Origin of the sequence: Undibacterium sp. TJN19 (assembly GCF_049339485.1) — a bacterium.
Taxonomy (GTDB): Bacteria; Pseudomonadota; Gammaproteobacteria; order Burkholderiales; family Burkholderiaceae_D; genus Undibacterium.
Window position 1 is genome coordinate 524,093 of record NZ_JBMPPL010000002.1, and the last position, 20,105, is coordinate 544,197.

Sequence of the window (20,105 nt, forward strand, 5' to 3'; positions counted from 1 at the left end):
TTTGCTCACTGAGTTTAGATAAACACGCTTGCAAAGTGTCTTCCCGTCTTCATTGCATTGCATAAAGTAGCGGAAGAACTGATACCGGAAAATTAAGAAGGGAATGTATAAAAAAACCAAGAAAAAAGGCGTACCTTGGATTTTTCCTGAAATGAGTTAAATAGACAGCTGCAATTATATAAAAAAGACCAAACGCAAAAAAAGATCTCATCGACGCATGTAGCGCAGCAGCAATTGCTGCACCAATGAAGGCCGTCATTTTAGGATTGCTTCTTGGGTATAATTTTAATGCAGAGGTAAAAAAGTAATTTTCAATGAAGGGGACTACAACAACTCCCAACCCTAACGACCCTAAAGCTCGCATGATAGTTGTCTTTTCATCTGCACCTGAGAATTGTTCAGAAGAGAAAATAGTCGCGACAGCAAAAAGAGTTATATACCAAAGTGCGGCGTAAAATGTTGCAATCGCAGCATAGTTCAACTTATTACTGGACTTATTAAAAAGAGATAGTTGCATAAACAATCAGAAATAGTGCGAGTAAATTCAGTATTAAATAAATATAACCCTCCACAATAGCGGGTAATTGACTATTTCACAAAATAGTCAATTACCCGCTTTTAAATTTGCAGCTTAGCCTAACTTACCCATCGTATCCATACGGCCGCCAATTCCGGCACCGGATTGAGCCCACTCTACTGCGCTTTCCACTACCGCATCTACCAATTTGCCCAGCAACCAATCTCTCCCGAAACCCGCACCAGAAACCTCTTCAACTTCAACCATATTTAATTCTTGCATAACAACTCCAATAAAATAAAACTTAACAATGCTGCAAGATTGCAGCGATCTGAAGTATTGCGAAATACACACGCTTATGTCAAGTTTTTTATTTTTAAAATAAAGATTGCAAGTATCAGATTACCCTTTAACGCCGGGCGCACCTCCATCAAACTAACCCGCACCTATTCCGCCAATAAGCCTGTGAATATAAACGCCAAATAATATGGCACATCTTGGTGAGCTTATAGACTTTTCAATATTGGATAAATTCAATCTTATCTGCAAAGTTGTGCAAAGTTTTGCGCGCCCTTACAGATTCGAACTCACGGCCCCCGACAGCAATGCTGCATATAGACAGGTGCATTTATCCACTCTGCCACGCTTTCAAATTCTGTTTCTAAATCCGGCTGGTACGCATGGAGGGATTCGAACCCTCACGCCTGACGGCCCTGGTGATTAAGACCAGTGTGTCTGCCTGTTCCACCACACGCGTAAAAAACCTGCAAAAAAATTGGCGGAAGCGGTGAGATTCGAACTCACGGAACCTGACGGCCCTACTGTTTTCAAGACAGCTGCAATCACCTCTCTGCCACGCTTCCTGTGTTGTGCTTCTTATGTTGTGCTTCCTATGCATTGCTTGCGATTTAACCGCTCCCTGCTGTTGCCGGGCTTTGCCATTTTTCAAATGCCAAATGGTTGAAACTGGAAGGGGATCAAGGACTCGAACCTTGGATATCCGGATCAAAACCGGGTGCCTTACCAACTTGGCTAATCCCCTATAAGACTTTTGTGCTTGCCGTTTGCAGCCAGCAAATATCGCTGTTGCAAAAACCAAAAAGCCCGGTGCTTTTCAGGCATCCGGGCTTTTCATTCCAGGTTGGCGAGGGGTTTAACCCGTGCCTGACTCCTGTAATGCGTTTACTCGAATGCGATATGGCGACCATGCGCCCTGAAGCGATAAGGCCTGTGCCGATATCGACAGCAGGTCGGTAAGTGTGGCGCTGGATGAGAGCAAAGACTGATAACAACTCACTTTGCCAGCCTGGACCAGCCCCTGCGCATTTTTGCGCAAGCTGGTTTGCAGCATAGGGAGCAAAGTTGTTTTCACTGTCATTCCTTCTTTGTTTGAATGGGTGTTACCGTTTTTGATGTAGCGATATTGCCATAGGTATTTGAATAAAACAAGCGTGGCATGAAGAATTTATTCTTTTTAAGAATTTTTTTGACGGAAAATTTATATTGCCTGTTTGAAATCTTATATCCGAATGCCCTACGATATTAGCAAGAAATTTGCAATGCTAATACGAAATCCATAAATGTATTCGATTGATTTACTATCAGTTTGATAAACGAATGTTGTAGAACCAAACGAAAAAACGCCTACCCCAAATGTTGGGCATTACTTTTTTATTTTTAATTGTTAGTAACCTAAGCATCTGTTTAGTAGATTCCACATCGTAGTGCTGCTTAATTTTTCGTCAGAATATCCAATTCTAAAGATACCTTCAATAGAGTCAGTATTTATTTCGTTTCGATTTGTGCCCCATATCGACTATTCATTTGCTCAACAAGACTGCAATTACCTGTTGAACTTCGACAACGCTGGCTGGGTATCTATTCCTCCAAGATTAATAGTCTTGTCTGACTAACGCGTCACCCTCAGTCTTCAAATTCAGCAATAACCGCGTGTAGATCGCTCTTCTTGCATCAGATCTGATGTGATTTGGCATTGCAGAATTTCTTATTCAAGAGTTGTTTGATGACTGTTGTGCGTCTGAGATTTAAGGTGGGCGAAGGGCAGTTTTCTTCAATACTCTGGCGAAGTACGCGGCTTACCATTTGGTTCTTTCCAATTTTCGACAGGATATGAGTATGAAGGAATCAAGTTTGCCAAAATTTCCAGTGGCATGGCAACCACTGGTTGCGCAGGCGGCGAATGGGCTTCGCCAATTGGCACTGGATGAAGAAGCCAAGGCACGGTTTTGTTACGATCCGGGCCTGCGCCCTTACATGCAACGCGTGGCCAAGCGCTATGTCGCCGGTGAGACAATCCCGGATTTGCTGCGACGCATAGAGCAAATCAACACAAGAGGTCATGCCGGATCGGCTGAGTATATGGGTGAGAGTTGCCGTGACGAAGGTAAGGCGCTATCTGAAACAACCATATTCCTTGAATTGATTGCGGCTATCGATAGACTGAACCTGCGTTGTTCGATTTCCCTTGACCTGTCGCACGTGGGATCAGTGATCGATGCGGAACTTGGTTTTCAAAATATGAAACGCATTGCCACAGCCGCAGCAGCGGTGGGACGTGAGGTCATGATTTCCATGGAGGGCTCGGATCGTGCTGATAATATCTATGCCACCTATGGTCGCTTGCATACGGAGGCGGGGCTGAGCAATGTTGGCATTACCGTGCCGGCCAAGTTGCATCGCACCGCGCAGGATCTTCCTGCGCTGATGGCCTATCCAGGGCGGATTCGCCTGGTCAAGGGCGCGTTTCTGGAGCCTGAAAATGTCGCTTACAGTCGCGACAGTTCTGAACTGGCGGCCAGTTATCGACGTTACGCAAGGTCATTGCTGGCGAGTGGACATCCATGTTCGATAGCGACCCATGATAGTCAAATTCAGGAGGAATTATCCGCTTTCATCTCAACCCACGATGTGCGTCGCGATAGCTATGAGTTTGAATCCTTGATCGGTCTTGGTACTGATTTGCTTGATACCCTTCAGCGGCGTGGCTTTGCGACACGGGAATACGCCGTGTTTGGCGAAGAATATTTTCTTTACGTGCTCAACCGCATCGCGGAAGAACCTGTACGGCTATACCAGGCAGTGATCGACGTCATGGCAGCATCAACATAAATTCGCATGAAAGAGAGAAGACCGGAATCGGAATAGCATTTGACGCAAGTTGATTTTTCCAAAAAACCAGGTCGTCTTTCGATGATTTACTGATGACGATGTGGCTCTATCCGCGACCCCGGTACTGACCGGGTGTGGCTGCCAGATGTTGTTTAAAGGCGCGCTGAAAATGCGCTTGATCCGAGAATCCAATGTCGATGGCAATGTCGGCGATGGCATGGCCGCGTCTGAGCTGGGCGCGGCCTTGTTGAATACGGTGATTGATCAGATAGGCGTGAGGCGTCATGCCGAATTGATGCTTGAATGCACGTATCAGATAGGCAGGCGACAAGCCGGCAGCGGCACAGATTTCTTCCAGCTTGAGGGGACGGTTGAAGTTTTCCTTGATGAATTCAGCCGCGCGCATGAGCTTGACGTTGGCATCCTTGTTGCTGGTGGATACAGGATCAAGCCGGTTTTGCAGCACCGAGAAAAAGTCGATGACAGCGCCATGCTTTTGTAATTGATCTGCATGTTCATCCGCTAATAGCGCGCATAGGGTCGTCAATTCCATAAACAGGGAATTGGTCGATATCGTTGAAAACGGCCTGAAGTCGGAATTGGCACTAAAGCCGAGTTCATGCTGAAGCGACGCCAGCCATGCATTATCAACATATAGCATGTGGTAAGACCAGGGCTCGTCAATGACGGGGTTGCAGGCGTGCATCTCTTCAGGATTGATAATGACGACTGTCCCCGCACCGACCTGCTCTTTCATTTTTCCGTTCAGATAGCTACTCTTTCCGCTGGTTATTGCACCGATGGAAAAGTTCTCATGCGAGTGCTTCGCATAACCTATGCTGCGCGCCCCCTTGATAGACCGCATCTCGACAAAAGGCAGCTTTTCGTCATGCCAGAAATGGGGTAAGGCGCTGCGACTTGAAGAAGAGGCCATGGTTCGCGGTGTATGGAAAGGCGGGTTTTCATTTTACCGCATCTGGCATTTCTCCGACGTCCAGGGGAGTCGATTGCAAATCAGCGGGATTTACCCGCCTCACCAGAGTTGACGGGAAACGCAAGCGTGTGAAATTAAGGTATCGGAAGATATCATTGTTGATAAAGTCATGTTGCCTGTATCAATGCAAAGAGGAGAAATCGTCGAAACGCAACAAGCAAACCAACATGCACGAAGATCTGAGAGAATTAAAGCAATGCGCATATTGAAGGGCGGGCGCAAGAGCTAAAACAGATGGATATTTGATCAAAAATGAGAGTGAAATGCATGTTTGAAGACTTAAGTTATCTTTGTCGTTTTTCAACGAGAGCAGCTATCAATGCGCTGGCAATACGCTTCAACTTACCCGAGACAAGAAATATGCAGGACTGGGAATATGAGGTTGCCGATGCTAACAGGATTGATGAATTTCTCGCGGTCTATGATAGTGGAGAACTAAGCGAAGATGAAAAATTCACACTCATGGCCATGCTCTTGCAGTCATTTTGTGACGTCATAAATGACGATGAAAGATTGCTGAGTAGTGAGAACTGGAAGCATTTCCTGAGCTTTCTTGAACAAGATATACAGATACACATCTATCTTGTTTGGTATTGGTCCAGTGTAGATAAGCCTGAAACTGATATTGAAAACCCTGATTATATGTTTTCGATTAGCCCGTTCATAAGACCAATTCTTTTGCGACACCAGGGTAAATTCGCCAAGCATTAGATTGCACAACTATCAAGGTTCCTGCCAAAAGCACGCTGGGATGACTTCAGAGGTGACGAAAGTTTTGCTTGCCTGCTGACTCTAGCAACACTCTAATTGCACCCCGAACTTCTTCAACAGTCGCTGGCTGGCCGTTATCCCCCAGATTAATAATCCTGTCTGACCAGTTACCCTCAGTCTTCCAGCGCGGTGAAGCGCAATAGATTTCTATGGTCGGTGTTTCGTAAGCTGCAGCGATATGCGTCAGACCGGTATCGACACCGATGGCAAGGCGTGCTTTTTGTGCCAGCAGAGTAGCAGCTTGCATGGGCAGTGCAGGCAAGACGGTGGCGTTTGGCATTACGGTGGCCATGGCTTCAGCCTCGGCTTTTTCTGCCGGGCTACCCCAGGGTAACAGGATGGGGAGCTGGTATTCAGTGAGTGTGCTGGCAATGGCTTGCCAATTTTCACGCGGCCATTTTTTTGCAGCACCAGCCGTGCCGTGAAAAAAAACAGCGTATGGCGTCGTGGGCAGCCATGTGCATTGTTCTGGGGGCAGGGATGGTGGCTGCAAGCCAAAACTGGCCGGTGTACTGACGGTATAGCCACCAGCGGCAGCAGCGACCAGGCGGCCGCGCAAGACGGCGTGGGTGCGCTTGTCTACCGGTACGCTGATGTCGTGAAAAATTCTGGAAATGCCTTCATAGCCCGAACCCTCAGTACCATTGGCGAGGCCGACTTTCTTGCCGCCTTTGACGGTTTTTGCCAGGCCCATGATGATGCCGGTCTTCAGCAAACCCTGGGTATCAAGTATCAGGTCATATTGCTCCTGTCTTAGCTGGCGAAAGAAATTCTTGATCTCCTGCCGTGTTGCAGCCTGCCCCAGGCTCTTGCGCCAGCGGCGCAGGGCGAAGGGGAAGACCTGGGCTACACCAGGATTGAGCCGCACCAGTTGCACGTAGGCTTCTTCTACCACCCAATCTATGCGCGCTTGCGGAAACTGACGGCGCAAGTCATCCACGATGGGCATATTATGCAAAACATCGCCCAGCGACGAGACACGAACAAGCAGGATTTTCACGATAGTAAATGCAGGTGAAGACCAAGATGCTCACTACGGAGACACCGAGGGGCACAGAGAAAAACTAAAAGCGTGAAGAATATTGCTAAGTACTCTCGCCTCAAAAGATTTTCTCTTGTTTTTCTCTGTGTCTCGGTGTCTCTGTGGTGATCTTTTCGGTCTTAAAAATTAGTACGGCAATGTCGCATCTGGCTTCACAGCCAGTACAGCTTGCTTCATCGCGCCCTGTATACGTGCCAGTGCTTCGGGGTTTTCGGCTTCGAAGCGCATGACGATGACGGGGGTGGTGTTGGATGAACGGGCCAGGCCGAAACCATCGGGATATTCCACACGCAGGCCATCAATGGTGATGATTTCATCTGAGCCAGGGAAGCTGGCATTGGCCTGCATGGCGGCGATGATCTTGAAATTTTCGCCTTCGGCCAGTTGCAATTGCAGTTCTGGTGTCGAGGTTGATTGTGGCAGGCCGTTCAGTGTGGCTGTCATATCGGCCATGCGGCTGACCAGTTCCAGCAAACGTGCACCAGCATACAGGCCATCGTCGAAACCATACCAGCGGTCTTTGAAGAACACGTGACCACTCATTTCGCCACCCAGCGGTGAGCCGGTCTCACGCAGCTTGGCCTTGACGAGGGAATGGCCGGTTTTCCACATCAGCGGTACACCGCCACGGGCTTTGACCCAGGGGGCGATATGGCGTGTGCATTTGACGTCATACAAAATCTGCGCACCCGGGTTGCGTGTCAATACATCTTCTGCAAACAGCATGAGCTGGCGGTCAGGGTAAATGATCTGGCCATCCTTGGTGACGACACCCAGGCGGTCTCCATCACCATCGAATGCGAGGCCGATCTCTGCGTCAGTGGTTTGCAGGCAGCGTATCAGGTCTTGCAGGTTTTCAGGGTGCGCCGGGTCAGGATGGTGATTGGGGAAGGTGCCATCAACTTCGCAAAACAGTTCGATGACTTCGCAACCCATGCCGCGATACAGTTCACCCGCATAGGCACCAGCCACGCCATTGCCGCAGTCAATCGCGATTTTTAGCGGGCGCGCAATTTTTACATCGCCGATGATGCGTTCAAGGTATGTGGCCTTGATGTCATGCGTGCGGTAGCTACCACTGCCCTGTTTGAAATCCTTGTTCAAGATGGCCTGGTACAGCGCCTGGATGGCATCGCCATAAATGGCCTCACCTGCCAATACCATTTTGAAGCCGTTATAGTCAGGCGGGTTATGGCTGCCAGTGACCATGATGCCCGATGGCGCACCCAGCACATTGGTGCCGAAATACACCATCGGTGTGACGACGATACCCAGGTCGATGACATCGACACCAGTCGCCTGCAGGCCCTTGGCCAGCGCAGTGATGAGGTCAGGGCCGGACAGGCGGCCATCGCGGCCAATGACAACGGTCTTTTCACCCTTGGCCAGGGCGGCACTGCCAAATGCCTGGCCGATCTGGTAGGCAACGTCGGCATCCAGGGTTTTGTCGATAATGCCGCGGATGTCGTAGGCTTTAAAAATACTGGGAGAGAGTAGGGACATGGTAGCTTTTCGAAATCAGTATAAGGTTTGGAATGTGGACTAATGGAGTACCGTCGTGCCAGCTGCAAGCGGTGTTTCTGTATCGGTATTGTTTGCCTGCCAGATTAAATCTTCAATGCCGCATTGTGGTTCATATTCTGCCACTATTTGCAGCAACAGGGCACGCATTTGCGCATAATCAAACGCGGTGCAGGCGGCGTTTAATTCTTGCAGAAACTGGTTCAGTTGTTCCCATGGCAATTCACTTTCCTGCGCACGCATGATCAGCGGGTGGGATGTACCTTCGACATTGTCACCGATCAGCAATTCTTCATACAGCTTTTCACCGGGGCGCAGGCCCACGTGCTGGATTTCTATGGTGCCGTCTGGCGTGCTTTCGCTTTTTACTTCGAGACCGCTCAGATGCACCATGCGCCGTGCCAGGTCGATGATGCGTACGGGTTCGCCCATATCCAGCACAAACACGTCACCACCTTCACCCATGGCGCCAGCCTGCAACACCAGTTGCGCAGCTTCAGGTATGGTCATGAAATAACGGGTGATCTCAGGATGGGTCAGGGTGATGGGGCCGCCGGCCATGATCTGTTTGCGGAACAGCGGTACGACTGAGCCGGATGAACCCAGCACGTTGCCAAAACGCACCATGCAAAAACGGGTGTGCTGCTGACGGCGCGCGCAGGCTTGCAGTATCAGTTCTGCCAGGCGTTTGGTCGCACCCATGACATTGGTCGGTCGCACGGCCTTGTCGGTGGAGATCAATACAAAATTCTTGACCTTTGCCGCCATCGCGGCTTGTGCCACTGACAGCGTGCCAAATACATTATTGCGTATGCCTTCTGCGGGATTGTGTTCGACCAGTGGCACATGCTTGTAGGCGGCGGCATGGTACAGGGTTTCTACTTCGCAAGTCGTGAAGATGCGGTCGAGCTTGGCGCTGTCGAGGATAGAGCCCAGGAAAGGCAAAATTTCCACATCCAGCTTCAATTGCTGGCGCAGGCCGCTCAGTTCCTGTTCTATGATGTAGAGCGCGTATTCCGACATTTCCAGCAAAACCAGTTTGGCGGGGCGCTGGCGCAAGATCTGCCGGCATAATTCAGAACCGATGGAACCTCCCGCGCCAGTCACCATGACACGCTTGCCAGTGATGCAGATGCTGAGCAGGCGGCTGTCAGGTTCAACCTGGTCACGGCCCAGCAAATCTTCAATTTCCACTTCACGTATATCCTGCACACGCAGTTCGCCATTGACCAGGCTTTGTATCGATGGCGTGACCTTGATTTTCAGTTTCAGTGGCTCCAGCTGGTCGAGTACCTGCTTCTGGCGCGTCTTGCTGATACTGGGCATGGCCAGCAAGATTTCGCGTATGTCGTGGCGCGCCGTCAGGTCTTTTAACTGTTCGGGCGCGAAGACTTTCACGCCGCCTATGGTGGAACCCTGCACGTGTTTGTTATCGTCTATAAATGCCACGCACACATATTCACCACCTGCGCGCAGGGCTGTTGCCAGTTGCGCACCTGCCTTGCCTGCGCCATAGATGGCAATGCGGGTGGCATTTTCTGTCATGTCGGCCTGTAATAACCAGGCCCTGGCCAGGAAGCGGCTGGCACCGACGTACAAAATGGAACCCGCCCAGAAAAAGCCAAACACGGCGCGCGACAAGGGCATGATATGCAACATGACACTGACAAAGGCCAGCACCAGCACCGAGAGACTCACACCAAACACCACCACGCTGATAATCTTCTGGTCTATGAAGCGGATGACGGCGCGATACAGGCCTATGCGTATGAATACCGGGATCGATATCAGCGGCACAGAAACGATGAGCCAGAAATAATGGTTGAACAAGCTCGCATTGAAGCCGTCATAGCGCAGCCAGACTGCCAGCACAAAGGTCAGTGGCAGGCACACCACGTCAGCCATGGCGGCCATCACCTGTTTGTGTATGCGCGGCAGATTAAGTAAAGACTGCATCATGATAAAAAATGTTGGTTAGTGAGTGATGCCGTCACGCCGCACCACCTTGTAAAAGGTCAGGAACAAAATACGGAGATCAAGCAAAAATGACTGGTGTTGCAGGTAGTATGCATCCAGATTGACTTTTACGGGTATGGGTAATTCATCCCGGCCATTGATCTGTGCCCAGCCCGTCAGTCCAGGAGGGATAGTATGCACCTGTTTTTCAGTACGCAGGGCAATCAGGTCATGCTGGTTAAACAGGGCAGGGCGCGGGCCGACAAAACTCATGTCGCCGCGCAATATACTCCACAGTTGTGGCAACTCGTCGAGGCTGGATTTTCGCAGGAAAGAACCGATGGGCGTCAGGTATTGATCCGGGTTGCCCAGTAAATGGGTGGCAACAGCAGGAGTATCAATCAACATGCTGCGAAACTTGGGCATCTTGAAGATCAGGTTATTGCGCCCGACCCGGTCTGACCAGTAAACGACAGGGCCGCGGGAAGTCAGCTTGACGCAAATGGCGACAGCAATCAGGGGCAGGATAAGAAACAGGCTGGCGATCAGTGCCAGGCTCAGGTCGAAAAGGCGTTTTAACATGGGCTCATATCAAGTTCAGGTCATCAGATCAGCGTGGCCGCAGTGGCCTGCAAACCTTGTTCTACAGTGAATGGCGGTGACCATTCGAGCATATCGCGGGTTTTTTGAATATCCACTTGCAGCGACTGGCACAGACGGTCAGCGACACTTTGCCTGCCTGCGATGCGGGCAGCCAGATTGAGCAGGCTGACAGGAAATGGCAGCAAGTGCGCCCTGACACCCAGTGCCGCGCCGCAAAGACGCAATAATTGCGGCGTAGACAAGTCCCTGCCATCAGAGGCCAGAAACACCTGTTGGTAAGCGGCCTGACGCAGGCGGCAGTGCAATACCAGGCTAACCAGGTTTTCCAGGTAGACAAAGCTGCGTTGATTGCGGATGCTGGCCAAGGGGAGGGGGAAGCCGCGCTTGACGCCGCGCATCATGCTCAAGAAATTTGCCTTGACGCCTGGCCCATACACCAGTGGCGGGCGAATGATGGTGATGGCCATGCCACTTTGCCTGCCAAAGGCGAGTAAAGCCTGTTCAGCTTCATGCTTGGAGACGCCATACGCATCTTGTGGTTTGGCTATATCTGCGGCAGTAAATGGATGGCCGGGTCCGGTTGCTTCGCCATTCACCTTGACTGAACTGATATAGATAAATTGCTTTATACCGGCAACAGCCGCCTGGCGCGCCAGGTTCAGGCTGGCTTCAACATTCACCTGGCGAAATTGCTGCAAAGGATCGCTGGCGGTTTCGTGCATGACATGCACGCGGGCTGCACAATGGATGACGATATCAGTGTTTTGCAAGCTGGCAGACCAGTCGGTATCTGGTGCCAGATCACCAACCAGGATATTTTGCATATTGTCAGCCTGCCAGTTCAATGGCTTGCGACTGGGGCAAATCAGGGAAACACCATCGGCCAGGCAGGCTCTTGCGATAGCCTGGCCAACAAAGCCGCTGGCGCCGGTCAACAAAATGGCTTGCTTCATACTGTTTATTTTGAGGCAGAAATATTTGCCCGCCTGTCGTAGACGAAATAGCGGCGCGACAAAAATTTCAGAAAACTGCGGAAAAACCAGCTCGCATGGCGTGACACCAGGTTGCGGTTCTTGTGCGCGGCAGTGTGGGTGGCATTGAGTTGCGGGTAAAAGAGTATGCCTTTGCCCAGCAATTGCTGGGAACGGTAACAGATATCCACATCTTCAAAATACATGAAATAACGGGTATCAAAACCTTGCAAGGCCTGATAGTGCAGTGCATCAAATGCCAGAAACGCACCGGAAGCCCAGTCCACATGACAGGTTTCAGACATGGTCTGCTTGTCATAAGGTTCGGAAAGTGAACGTACCGCGACCATGCGCAACAGCGAAATCACATTCGGAAAGCGGCGGATATTGGCGTCCACATACAGATGCTGCTCATCGCGGAAAAGATTGATGGTCGCCAGCGGGAAGGCATCGCGTTTCATGTTTTCCACCAGCGCTACGATGGTAGCAGGGCTGATGGTGATGTCAGGGTTCATGACGATGAAACTGTCAGTTGCAGTGAAGCCTACGCTGTTACTGATCAGATCAAACAGGAAATTATTGTTTTCACCAAATCCCAGGCCAGGTTGCTCATCGATGTAGGAAATACCATGTTGATGGCAATAGGCTTTTAAAGCGGCAGACGGCCGGTTGTCCTTGATCCAGACGTGCATGTCGGCACTGGCATCGCGCAAACCACCCATACCGCTTGCAATAAGCAGGTCTTCATGGCCGTGACTGACAATTGCGACGTGTATCATAAATTTTGTGCTTGATGGGATCAGGTGCTCAGTTTGCGGCTTTGTAACCAGTATCGTAAAAATAATACGCCCAGTTTCCAGTCTGGTGCGTTGTGTATGGGGGGCATAAACAATTTGCCTGTGGCCCAGATTTTCTCATAGAAATCACAATTTATAGGTGCCGGATTAGGCCATGGTACTTGTTTTTCTTGTTCATTCGCACTTTCAGCCCTGCTAATACGAATCGCTACGTTTTCAACGGCATGCACATCGCGGATTTGTTGCATGATCGCTGCATGATCAATGCCTGGACGTATCTGTTGCTGCAAATACGCCAGCAAATCAGCGAGCAGCGCGGTCTGGCTGTCTGATTTCAATTGATCCGCCGGTGAATAACCATGCGCACCCGATAATATCCCAAAACTTGGCAGGCCCTTGATTGCCATTTCGGGGAAGGCGGTGCCGCCGGTCAAAGGAAAGCTGTCAACATACACACTGGCCTGTTTCATGCAAGTCAGATAGTCCTGATATGCCATGCGTTTGTGGAATACAGCCCGCTTGCCCATTTTCAGTGCAGGTATCCACCACCACCAGTTGGTGAGCAGATGTGGCCCTATCAGCATCAGGCTGCGATCAGTTTTTGTCAGCAGGACCCTGGCAAAGTCAGGAAAAGAATAGCCACCACCCGGTTTATATTTATAGGCAGTACCAGCGCTGGCGATATGGCCGTTTGCATTGTCTGCCCTGGCAGCGATCGTTTCAGGCAACTTCAAGGGTATCCCGGCAAACACACATTTGTGGTGCGTACCCCGGATCTTGCTGAGTTCCCAGCCAAAATAGCTGAGTTCCAGCACAATGTCTGCCGTCCCATGGCCATAAGAGAACACATGGTCGGCATGATTGTACAAATGTATTCTGGTTCCGAAAAAATGCCTGGCTAAACCTGCGGCCAATACAGAGTCAATATCGTAAGGGTGGATATGCAATATCAGGGTCTGGTACTGGCAAAATTGTGTGAGCAGATGCTGGATTTTTTCCTGCCGGTCCCTGATTTTTGGAACGCAGATACATGCCTGGCTAGCAGTACTTAGCTTTGCCAGTGTGGCTGGGGGCGCTTTTTCGGTAACCAGTACGGCCGCATCTTGCAAGGACTGGCTTTCCAGCAAGTGTTCAACGACGCGGGTATGACCGCTGCTGGCATATGCCTGCGTCAACACATGCAGATATTTGCGTGTTTGTGCAGGCCTGGGTGGTGCGACAAAACTGGGTAGCCAGCGTGTCAGCAAGGCTTGCTCAAGGTCTGGCAGTGCGTAGTGGCCCAGGTTGTTCTTCCATAACAATTCACCCAGCGCACGGGCGCGCCGTATACTGGTATCCAGATCACTGGCAGCCAATACACGGGCGATACAATCGTCTATGAAAATTCGGGTATCAGCGGTTGGCATATTTTTTCAAGATCCAGGCAACGCAAGCCCAATACAGCACATAATTCATACAAAATGCCATGACCGCGCCTTTCAATCCAAACCACGGGGTCAGCAAATACGTCAAACCTACCAGTGATAAACTGAAAACGATCTCGGTAATGATATAGGGTTTGGTTAATGCACGCCCCAGCATGACAAATCCCAGCACCCAGCTGCCTATCTTGATGAAATCGCCTAATAATTGCCAGGCCAGCAGGTTCAGCATGGGTCTGAATTCTTCCGTGAAAACCAGCCATAACATCAGGTCACGCAGAAGATAAACCAAGGCTGCCCCCAGTGCTGTCAATGGCAGCACGAAGCGATAGACGCGGACTATCTCTTTTTTCAATTCGGCCATGACTTTTATTTCGGCCAGACGTGGCAGATAATACACGGTCAGCGTGGTCGTAATCAGCATCAGGTAGATATCGCTGATACGGGTGACTGCCTGCCAGTAACCGGCGTCTTGCCAGCCAAAATTCTGTACCAGATGGTTGCGTATGAGCACCTGGCTCAAAGGAACAACGATGGCCGTGACAATGGCCATCAGCGCATAAGCCCCCAGTTTGCGCATCATCTCAGGATCAGATTCACCAAACAGGGCACTGAATTTAAACCAGTTATTGCGCAGGCATAAGCCCAGCGTAATGAAGGCCACAAAGGACTGGTTAACGGCCAATGCCACCAGCGCACCATATAAACCCCAGAGGCTGGCCAGCCACCAGGTCGCCAGCAAGGTCACGATACTGGTCGCAATATTGGCCGTGACATAACTGGCAACGGCCTTCTTGCCATTCAGAATGGCGAGCAGCAGGGTATTGAGGACAAACAGCACCAGGCTGGCGGCCAGCCACAAAAAGATACTCGACAGCTTTTCATCTCTGAGTAGTATTGCTGCCAGTTGCTGATGACATGCCGCCAGCAATACTGAAACGATGACAGAAGTGATCAGAGAAATGCGCATGGCGCTACGCCAGACCTTTTGCTGCGCAATAGCGTCGTCAGCATGCTCTGCCGTGTACTTGGTGACGCCAGTTGAAATGGCACCACTGGCGAAAGACAGTATCATCGTCACAGCGTTTTGAAATTGCCCTATCACTGCATAACCGCTGGGGCCGACGTAGACTGCCAATAGCTTGTTCAGACCCAGCATGGTCAGCATCCTGACGGCAACCGCAATCGCATTGAGCAAGCTGGTGCGTACCAATGTCATTGTTTAAGTCTTGGTGCCAAGAGCAAAGTCACGAACAGCGGCAATCACCCGGGCGACATCATCGGGCGACAGATAAGGGTCCAGCGGCAGACTGAGGATTTCGGCATGTATCTGCTCAGACAAAGGGAAGCTGCCGGCGGGCAACTGCATTTCCTGATACGCAGCTTGCAGGTGAGGTGGAATCGGGTAATGCACCATGGTGCCTATGCCAGCATCATGCAGGTGCTTTTGCAATGCATCACGCTGCGCATGCCGCACAGGATAGACATGCCAGACCGGCTCAGACCACGAGGGTACAAACGGAATGACCAGGCCAGGTAAATCCTGCAAGCCTTCATTGTATTGCTGCGCCAGCGCACGGCGCTGCTGGTTCCAGCCATCCAGCCTTTTCAGTTTGACACGCAGCATGGCTGCCTGCAATTCATCAAGCCGTGAGTTGTAGCCCTTGACTTCATTATGGTATTTGACCTGCGAGCCATAATTGCGTAAGGCTTTGAGCTGGTGCGCCAGTTCTGCGTCATTGGTCGTAATGGCACCCGCATCACCCAGTGCGCCCAGGTTTTTGCCCGGATAAAAACTATGCGATGCCACATCGCCAAGATTGCCGGAGATAGCGCCCTTGTATTTCGCACCATGCGACTGTGCCGCGTCTTCGATGACTTTCAAACCATGCTGGCGGGCAATCGCAATGACCGGCCCCATGTCTGCCACCTGACCATACAGATGCACGACCATGATCGCCTTGGTTTTAGAGGTGATGGCAGCAGCAATTTTTTGCGGGTCGATGTTATAGGTTGCCAGATCAGGTTCAACCGGAACCGGTGTAGCACCTGCATAGGACACTGCCAGCCAGCTGGCGATATAGGTATTAGAAGGCACGATCACTTCATCACCGGCACCGATACCGTAGGCACGCAGGATCAGGTGCAAGGCATCAAGGCCATTGCCGACGCCGACACAATACTGACTGCCGCAGTAAGCTGCGTATTCTGTTTCAAAGTCTTCCAGTTGCTTGCCCTGAATAAACCAGCCACTGTCGAGGACTTCATTAAAGGCCTGGTTCAATTCAGCGCGCAAGTCCTGATGCTGGGGCTTGAGTTCAAGGTAGGGTAAAAATTTCATGTTATGCATTCGTTTAAAAGAATGTGGACATTACAGGCGTGGCGATAAGCTATTTTTCTTTTCGCTCTTTGCCTGTGCCAGGGGCTTCTTATTGTTTCGCAGTTTGCAAGAACGCCAGAAAATCTTCGTATTTACGCAAATAATCGGCTTCATCATAGTGCTGGTCGGCGAACACCAGCAACACGCAGTCTTCGGTGAAATCTTTCATCTCACGCCAGATACCCGGGCCTATATACATGCCTTTATCGGGGGCATCGAGTTTGATCTCAACTTTTTCCTTGCCATCATCAAGGAGCATCGTGCAGGAACCGCGCACCGCAACGGCAAGCTGCTGCAAGATTTTATGTGCATGAAAGCCCCGCTCCACGCCTTCCCTGGTGCCAAAAATATAGTAGACCCTTGCTATCGCAAAGGGAACATCCTTTTCTGCTTCTACAGCCACGAGGCTGCCGCGATCGTCACCCAGCACGCGCATGGGTATCATTTGAAAATTCAATTGGCTAGCTCTCAAAGTGAGGTAAGGGTTGCAGTTCCTGCATACACTGTTGCAGGCAGGTTTGCCAGTCAGGCATGTGCAACTGGAATTGCGTCTGTATTTTCTGTGTGTTCAGCATTGAATTTTTGGGTCTGCGTGCCGCAGTCGGGTATTCACTGCTGGCAATGCCTTGTAAGGCGGGGGCGGTTTTCCCCAGGCTGTTTTGCTGTCCGGCTATGGCAATGATGGCGGCGGCAAATTCACACCAGTTGGTTTTTCCACCGGCACTGAGGTGATACGTACCGGCATTGCTTTGCCACCAGTCAGTAGGGTCTTCGGTTTTGAACAGGCTGGCAAGGATATCGCCAGTGGCTTGAGCCAGCCAGGCCGCAGAATTGGGTACGCCCCATTGATCATTGACGACACGCAAGTGCTCGCGTTCCCTGGCCAGTTTCAACATGGTCAGCAGGAAATTTTTACCGTGCAGGGAATATACCCAGCTGGTACGCAATATCAGATGCCGGCAAGCTGTGGCTGCAATGGCGAGTTCGCCGGCGAGCTTGGTTTGGCCATACACATTTTGTGGATTGGTCGCATCGCTTTCCAGATAGGCTTGCCAGTCACCCTGCGCATCGCGTTTTTCACCGTCAAAGACATAGTCGGTGGAATAATGCACCAGGCCAGCACCGAGCTTGTGCGCTTCTTCTGCCATGCATGCTGGTGCGTCCACATTAATGGTATGAGCGAGTTCTTTTTCAGTTTCTGCCAGGTCGACAGCGGTATAGGCAGCGGGATTGATGATCAGGTCGGGTTTGAAATCCTGTATGCAGCGGCGTAGTTGTGCCGGGTTTGCCAGGTCCAGCTCCTGCCGCAAGGGCGCGTATACTGTTGCCAGCTTGCTTAATTGCGGCAGCAGTGCGTTTCCCAATTGACCGCTGCTGCCTGTCAGCAAAATCTTCATGCAAAGACCTCGGCTTCAGACAGCAATTTTCCTAGCTGGTCCTTGCCTGACAGTACAGGAACGTCGGCTTCTGTCAGTGGCCATTGTATGCCCAGGGCAGGGTCGTTCCACAGCAGGCAGCGCTCGTGTTCCGGCGCCCAGTAATCGGTCGTCTTGTATAAAAATTCTGCGCTTTCCGACATGACCAGAAAACCATGCGCAAAACCTTCAGGTATCCATAACTGACGCTGGTTTTCTGCCGACAGCACGACGCAGGCAGATTGTCCGAAGCTGCTGGAATTCTTGCGCAAATCAACTACCACGTCATACACTTCGCCAGCGGTGACACGCACCAGTTTGCCCTGGCTCTGGCGTATCTGATAATGCAGGCCGCGCAAGACATTTTTGGCTGATTTGGAATGGTTATCCTGCACGAAAACGGCGTTCACGCCAGTCAATTCGGCAAATTTTTTGGCATTGAAGCTTTCATAAAAGAAACCACGGTCATCACCAAATACACGCGGTTCCAAAATCAGCACATCAGCAAGTTCGGTTGCTAAAACGTTCATCGCTCAATAAGCCTTCTTGTTCAAAAGTTGTAGTAAGTATTGGCCATACTCATTTTTTTTCAGCGGCTGCGCCAGCTTTTCGAGATCAGCGTCGGTGATATAGCCACGGCGATAGGCGATTTCTTCAGGGCAGGCTACTTTCAAACCCTGGCGCTTTTCTATCGTCGCAATGAACTGGCCTGCCTCAAGCAAGGATTCATGGGTGCCGGTATCGAGCCAGGCCATGCCACGCCCCATCAGTTCGACATTGAGCTTGCCCTGTTTCAGGTATTCATTATTGACGTCGGTAATTTCCAGTTCACCACGCGCTGATGGCTTGATGCTGGCAGCAATGTCACAGACTTGCTGATCATAAAAATACAGACCGGTGACGGCATAATTGGATTTTGCCTGTTTGGGCTTTTCTTCTATGCTGATGGCCTGGCGCTTGTCATCAAATTCCACTACGCCATAGCGCTCGGGGTCATTGACATGATAGGCAAACACTGTGGCCCCCAGGGTTTGCTCATCAGCCTGGCGCAACTGTGATTCAAAGTCATTACCGTAATAAATATTGTCACCCAGGATCAGGGCAGACGTGGCATTGCCGACAAATGAGCGGCCTATCACAAAGGCCTGGGCCAGCCCATCTGGTGTCGGTTGCACGGCATAGCTGAGATTGATACCCCATTGCGCACCGTTACCCAGCAACTCAGTAAAGCGCGGCGTGTCCTGCGGTGTCGAAATGATGAGAATGTCGCGGATACCTGCCAGCATCAATGATGTCAGCGGATAGTAAATCATCGGCTTGTCATAGACCGGCAGCAATTGCTTGGAGATTGCCTGCGTCACCGGATACAGACGCGTGCCCGAGCCACCCGCCAGGATGATGCCTTTGCGTGTCGTGATGCGGCTCATGCCTGCTCCTCTTCATTGTATTGCAGTGCGACCCATTGCAGATATTCGCCTGACTGCACCTGTTTGGTCCAGCTGTCGTTGGCCAGATACCATGCGACGGTTTTTTTCAAGCCTGTTTCAAAAGTTTCCTGTGGTGTCCAGCCCAGCTCTTTTTCGATTTTTCTGGCGTCAATGGCATAACGGCGGTCATGCCCCGGGCGGTCGGTGATGTGCCTGATCTGGTCTTTATAGCTGCCTTCTGGTTTTGCCTGCAACTCATCCAGTAATTCACACAGGGTATGGACTACGCTCAGATTGGTTTGTTCATTCCAGCCGCCTATATTATAGGTTTCGCCCGGCTTGCCGCTTTCGAGTACACGTCGTATCGCTGAACAATGGTCTGTTACATACAGCCAGTCACGTACCTGCAAACCATCGCCATAGACGGGCAATTCCTTGCCTGCCCTTGCATTGGTGATCATCAGCGGTATCAGTTTTTCCGGAAAATGATAAGGGCCGTAGTTGTTCGAGCAATTCGTCGTCAACACAGGCATGCCATACGTATGATGGTAGGCGCGTACCAGATGGTCAGAGGCCGCCTTGGTGGCAGAATACGGGCTGTTTGGCGCATAGGCCTTGGTTTCACTGAAAGGCGCATCATCTGCACCTAATGTGCCATAGACTTCATCGGTGGAGACATGCAAAAAGCGAAAGGCTGATTTTTCATCGCCTTCGAGGCTCTGCCAATAAGTGCGGGCAGCTTCCAGCAGGGCGAATGTGCCATTGACATTGGTTGTTACAAAGGCAGCCGGGCCGAGGATGGAACGGTCTACATGGCTTTCAGCAGCAAAATGGACAATGGCGCGCGGTTGATATTCAAAAAACAGGGCGCATAACTGGGCATTGTCATTGATATCCCCCTGTACAAAGACATGGCGACTATCATTTTTCAGGCTTGCAAGATTGTTAAGATTGCCAGCATAAGTCAGCTTGTCGTAATTCAGGACAGGTTCATCCGATTGCGCGAGCCAATCCAGAACAAAATTGGCGCCTATGAAACCTGCGCCGCCTGTAACAAAAATCATGCCTTACTCCCGTTTAATCGCTGAAATGCTTGGAACAGGCGATTTTACTTGAGAAGAGCGGGATTTCGTTGCTAAAGATAAGGAATATCGGACGAAT

General features: G+C 50.8%; 20 protein-coding genes and 3 tRNA genes. 2 read left to right on the forward strand and 21 right to left on the reverse strand.

What is annotated here, in order from left to right; translation table 11 throughout:
* Positions 1-49: 49 nt before the first annotated feature.
* The 6 genes from ACO0LH_RS10595 to ACO0LH_RS10620 all read right to left on the reverse strand — a co-directional run bounded on the left by ACO0LH_RS10595 (position 50) and on the right by ACO0LH_RS10620 (position 1,889).
* Positions 50-517, reverse strand: a complete 468-nt coding sequence (locus tag ACO0LH_RS10595) for a hypothetical protein (protein WP_422941038.1) — start codon at positions 515-517, stop codon at positions 50-52.
* Positions 518-631: 114 nt separating this feature from the next.
* Entirely contained in the window at positions 632-799 is a 168-nt protein-coding gene (locus ACO0LH_RS10600) for a hypothetical protein (RefSeq protein WP_422941039.1), read from the reverse strand.
* 390 nt (positions 800-1,189) lie between these two features.
* Positions 1,190-1,274 (reverse strand) — tRNA-Leu (locus ACO0LH_RS10605).
* A gap of 19 nt (positions 1,275-1,293) precedes the next feature.
* Positions 1,294-1,380: transfer RNA gene (locus ACO0LH_RS10610), tRNA-Ser, on the reverse strand.
* Between the two features lie 104 nt (positions 1,381-1,484).
* A tRNA-Gln gene (locus ACO0LH_RS10615) sits at positions 1,485-1,559 on the reverse strand.
* Between the two features lie 111 nt (positions 1,560-1,670).
* Positions 1,671-1,889, reverse strand: a complete 219-nt coding sequence (locus tag ACO0LH_RS10620; RefSeq protein WP_422941040.1) for a hypothetical protein — start codon at positions 1,887-1,889, stop codon at positions 1,671-1,673.
* 764 nt (positions 1,890-2,653) lie between these two features.
* Between ACO0LH_RS10620 and ACO0LH_RS10625 the strand changes: the two genes are divergently transcribed.
* Positions 2,654-3,646 (forward strand): proline dehydrogenase family protein, encoded by a 993-nt coding sequence (locus tag ACO0LH_RS10625; protein ID WP_422941041.1) that lies wholly within the window; start codon positions 2,654-2,656, stop codon positions 3,644-3,646.
* A gap of 106 nt (positions 3,647-3,752) precedes the next feature.
* Here the strand turns inward: ACO0LH_RS10625 and ACO0LH_RS10630 are convergent, their stop codons facing one another.
* Positions 3,753-4,580 (reverse strand): helix-turn-helix domain-containing protein, encoded by an 828-nt coding sequence (locus ACO0LH_RS10630; RefSeq protein WP_422941042.1) that lies wholly within the window; start codon positions 4,578-4,580, stop codon positions 3,753-3,755.
* A 327-nt stretch (positions 4,581-4,907) separates the two neighbouring features.
* On the opposite strand from ACO0LH_RS10630, the gene ACO0LH_RS10635 reads away from it, so the two are divergent.
* On the forward strand, positions 4,908-5,351 hold the full coding sequence (locus ACO0LH_RS10635; protein ID WP_422941043.1) for a hypothetical protein: 444 nt from the start codon (positions 4,908-4,910) through the stop codon (positions 5,349-5,351).
* Between the two features lie 46 nt (positions 5,352-5,397).
* Here ACO0LH_RS10635 and waaC read toward each other — a convergent pair whose 3' ends face one another.
* The 14 genes from waaC to rfbB all read right to left on the reverse strand — a co-directional run bounded on the left by waaC (position 5,398) and on the right by rfbB (position 20,008).
* The gene (gene waaC, locus ACO0LH_RS10640) at positions 5,398-6,411 is read right to left on the reverse strand and encodes a lipopolysaccharide heptosyltransferase I (protein WP_422941044.1); all 1,014 of its coding nucleotides are present in this window, start codon (positions 6,409-6,411) and stop codon (positions 5,398-5,400) included.
* A 168-nt stretch (positions 6,412-6,579) separates the two neighbouring features.
* On the reverse strand, positions 6,580-7,956 hold the full coding sequence (locus ACO0LH_RS10645) for a phosphomannomutase/phosphoglucomutase (protein ID WP_422941045.1): 1,377 nt from the start codon (positions 7,954-7,956) through the stop codon (positions 6,580-6,582).
* Positions 7,957-7,995: 39 nt separating this feature from the next.
* Positions 7,996-9,930, reverse strand: a complete 1,935-nt coding sequence (locus tag ACO0LH_RS10650; RefSeq protein ID WP_422941046.1) for a polysaccharide biosynthesis protein — start codon at positions 9,928-9,930, stop codon at positions 7,996-7,998.
* Between the two features lie 18 nt (positions 9,931-9,948).
* On the reverse strand, positions 9,949-10,512 hold the full coding sequence (locus ACO0LH_RS10655; RefSeq protein WP_422941047.1) for a sugar transferase: 564 nt from the start codon (positions 10,510-10,512) through the stop codon (positions 9,949-9,951).
* Positions 10,513-10,535: 23 nt separating this feature from the next.
* Entirely contained in the window at positions 10,536-11,486 is a 951-nt protein-coding gene (locus ACO0LH_RS10660; protein WP_422941048.1) for a UDP-glucose 4-epimerase family protein, read from the reverse strand.
* 5 nt (positions 11,487-11,491) lie between these two features.
* A complete protein-coding gene (locus ACO0LH_RS10665) occupies positions 11,492-12,283 on the reverse strand; it encodes a hypothetical protein (RefSeq protein WP_422941049.1) in 792 nt (263 codons plus the stop codon).
* A gap of 20 nt (positions 12,284-12,303) precedes the next feature.
* A complete protein-coding gene (locus tag ACO0LH_RS10670) occupies positions 12,304-13,707 on the reverse strand; it encodes a hypothetical protein (RefSeq protein WP_422941050.1) in 1,404 nt (467 codons plus the stop codon).
* Entirely contained in the window at positions 13,694-14,941 is a 1,248-nt protein-coding gene (locus ACO0LH_RS10675) for an O-antigen translocase (RefSeq protein ID WP_422941051.1), read from the reverse strand. The genes ACO0LH_RS10670 and ACO0LH_RS10675 overlap by 14 nt, the downstream gene beginning before the upstream one ends.
* A gap of 3 nt (positions 14,942-14,944) precedes the next feature.
* On the reverse strand, positions 14,945-16,072 hold the full coding sequence (locus tag ACO0LH_RS10680; protein ID WP_422941052.1) for a DegT/DnrJ/EryC1/StrS family aminotransferase: 1,128 nt from the start codon (positions 16,070-16,072) through the stop codon (positions 14,945-14,947).
* Between the two features lie 79 nt (positions 16,073-16,151).
* The gene (locus ACO0LH_RS10685) at positions 16,152-16,559 is read right to left on the reverse strand and encodes a sugar 3,4-ketoisomerase (protein ID WP_422941053.1); all 408 of its coding nucleotides are present in this window, start codon (positions 16,557-16,559) and stop codon (positions 16,152-16,154) included.
* Positions 16,560-16,563: 4 nt separating this feature from the next.
* Positions 16,564-17,499, reverse strand: a complete 936-nt coding sequence (gene rfbD / locus ACO0LH_RS10690; protein ID WP_422941054.1) for a dTDP-4-dehydrorhamnose reductase — start codon at positions 17,497-17,499, stop codon at positions 16,564-16,566.
* Positions 17,496-18,047 carry a dTDP-4-dehydrorhamnose 3,5-epimerase gene (rfbC, locus tag ACO0LH_RS10695; RefSeq protein WP_422941055.1) on the reverse strand — a complete coding sequence of 184 codons (552 nt, stop codon included), beginning with the start codon at positions 18,045-18,047 and terminating at the stop codon, positions 17,496-17,498. The genes rfbD and rfbC overlap by 4 nt, the downstream gene beginning before the upstream one ends.
* A gap of 3 nt (positions 18,048-18,050) precedes the next feature.
* Complete coding sequence (gene rfbA, locus ACO0LH_RS10700; RefSeq protein WP_422941056.1) at positions 18,051-18,944, reverse strand: glucose-1-phosphate thymidylyltransferase RfbA; 894 nt, start codon at positions 18,942-18,944, stop codon at positions 18,051-18,053.
* Complete coding sequence (rfbB, locus tag ACO0LH_RS10705) at positions 18,941-20,008, reverse strand: dTDP-glucose 4,6-dehydratase (RefSeq protein WP_422941057.1); 1,068 nt, start codon at positions 20,006-20,008, stop codon at positions 18,941-18,943. The genes rfbA and rfbB overlap by 4 nt, the downstream gene beginning before the upstream one ends.
* Positions 20,009-20,105 lie beyond the last annotated feature (97 nt).

Excerpts from the sequence above, each read along its gene's own strand:
- ACO0LH_RS10595 (WP_422941038.1), bottom strand. The coding sequence starts at position 517 with ATGCAACTATCTCTTTTTAATAAGTCCAGTAATAAGTTGAACTATGCT.
- ACO0LH_RS10600 (WP_422941039.1), bottom strand. The coding sequence starts at position 799 with ATGCAAGAATTAAATATGGTTGAAGTTGAAGAGGTTTCTGGTGCGGGT.
- ACO0LH_RS10625 (WP_422941041.1), top strand. The coding sequence starts at position 2,654 with ATGAAGGAATCAAGTTTGCCAAAATTTCCAGTGGCATGGCAACCACTG.
- ACO0LH_RS10630 (WP_422941042.1), bottom strand. The coding sequence starts at position 4,580 with ATGGCCTCTTCTTCAAGTCGCAGCGCCTTACCCCATTTCTGGCATGAC.
- ACO0LH_RS10635 (WP_422941043.1), top strand. The coding sequence starts at position 4,908 with ATGTTTGAAGACTTAAGTTATCTTTGTCGTTTTTCAACGAGAGCAGCT.
- ACO0LH_RS10645 (WP_422941045.1), bottom strand. The coding sequence starts at position 7,956 with ATGTCCCTACTCTCTCCCAGTATTTTTAAAGCCTACGACATCCGCGGC.
- ACO0LH_RS10650 (WP_422941046.1), bottom strand. The coding sequence starts at position 9,930 with ATGCAGTCTTTACTTAATCTGCCGCGCATACACAAACAGGTGATGGCC.
- ACO0LH_RS10655 (WP_422941047.1), bottom strand. The coding sequence starts at position 10,512 with ATGTTAAAACGCCTTTTCGACCTGAGCCTGGCACTGATCGCCAGCCTG.
- ACO0LH_RS10660 (WP_422941048.1), bottom strand. The coding sequence starts at position 11,486 with ATGAAGCAAGCCATTTTGTTGACCGGCGCCAGCGGCTTTGTTGGCCAG.
- ACO0LH_RS10665 (WP_422941049.1), bottom strand. The coding sequence starts at position 12,283 with ATGATACACGTCGCAATTGTCAGTCACGGCCATGAAGACCTGCTTATT.
- ACO0LH_RS10670 (WP_422941050.1), bottom strand. The coding sequence starts at position 13,707 with ATGCCAACCGCTGATACCCGAATTTTCATAGACGATTGTATCGCCCGT.
- ACO0LH_RS10675 (WP_422941051.1), bottom strand. The coding sequence starts at position 14,941 with ATGACATTGGTACGCACCAGCTTGCTCAATGCGATTGCGGTTGCCGTC.
- ACO0LH_RS10680 (WP_422941052.1), bottom strand. The coding sequence starts at position 16,072 with ATGCATAACATGAAATTTTTACCCTACCTTGAACTCAAGCCCCAGCAT.
- rfbD (WP_422941054.1), bottom strand. The coding sequence starts at position 17,499 with ATGAAGATTTTGCTGACAGGCAGCAGCGGTCAATTGGGAAACGCACTG.
- rfbC (WP_422941055.1), bottom strand. The coding sequence starts at position 18,047 with ATGAACGTTTTAGCAACCGAACTTGCTGATGTGCTGATTTTGGAACCG.
- rfbA (WP_422941056.1), bottom strand. The coding sequence starts at position 18,944 with ATGAGCCGCATCACGACACGCAAAGGCATCATCCTGGCGGGTGGCTCG.
- rfbB (WP_422941057.1), bottom strand. The coding sequence starts at position 20,008 with ATGATTTTTGTTACAGGCGGCGCAGGTTTCATAGGCGCCAATTTTGTT.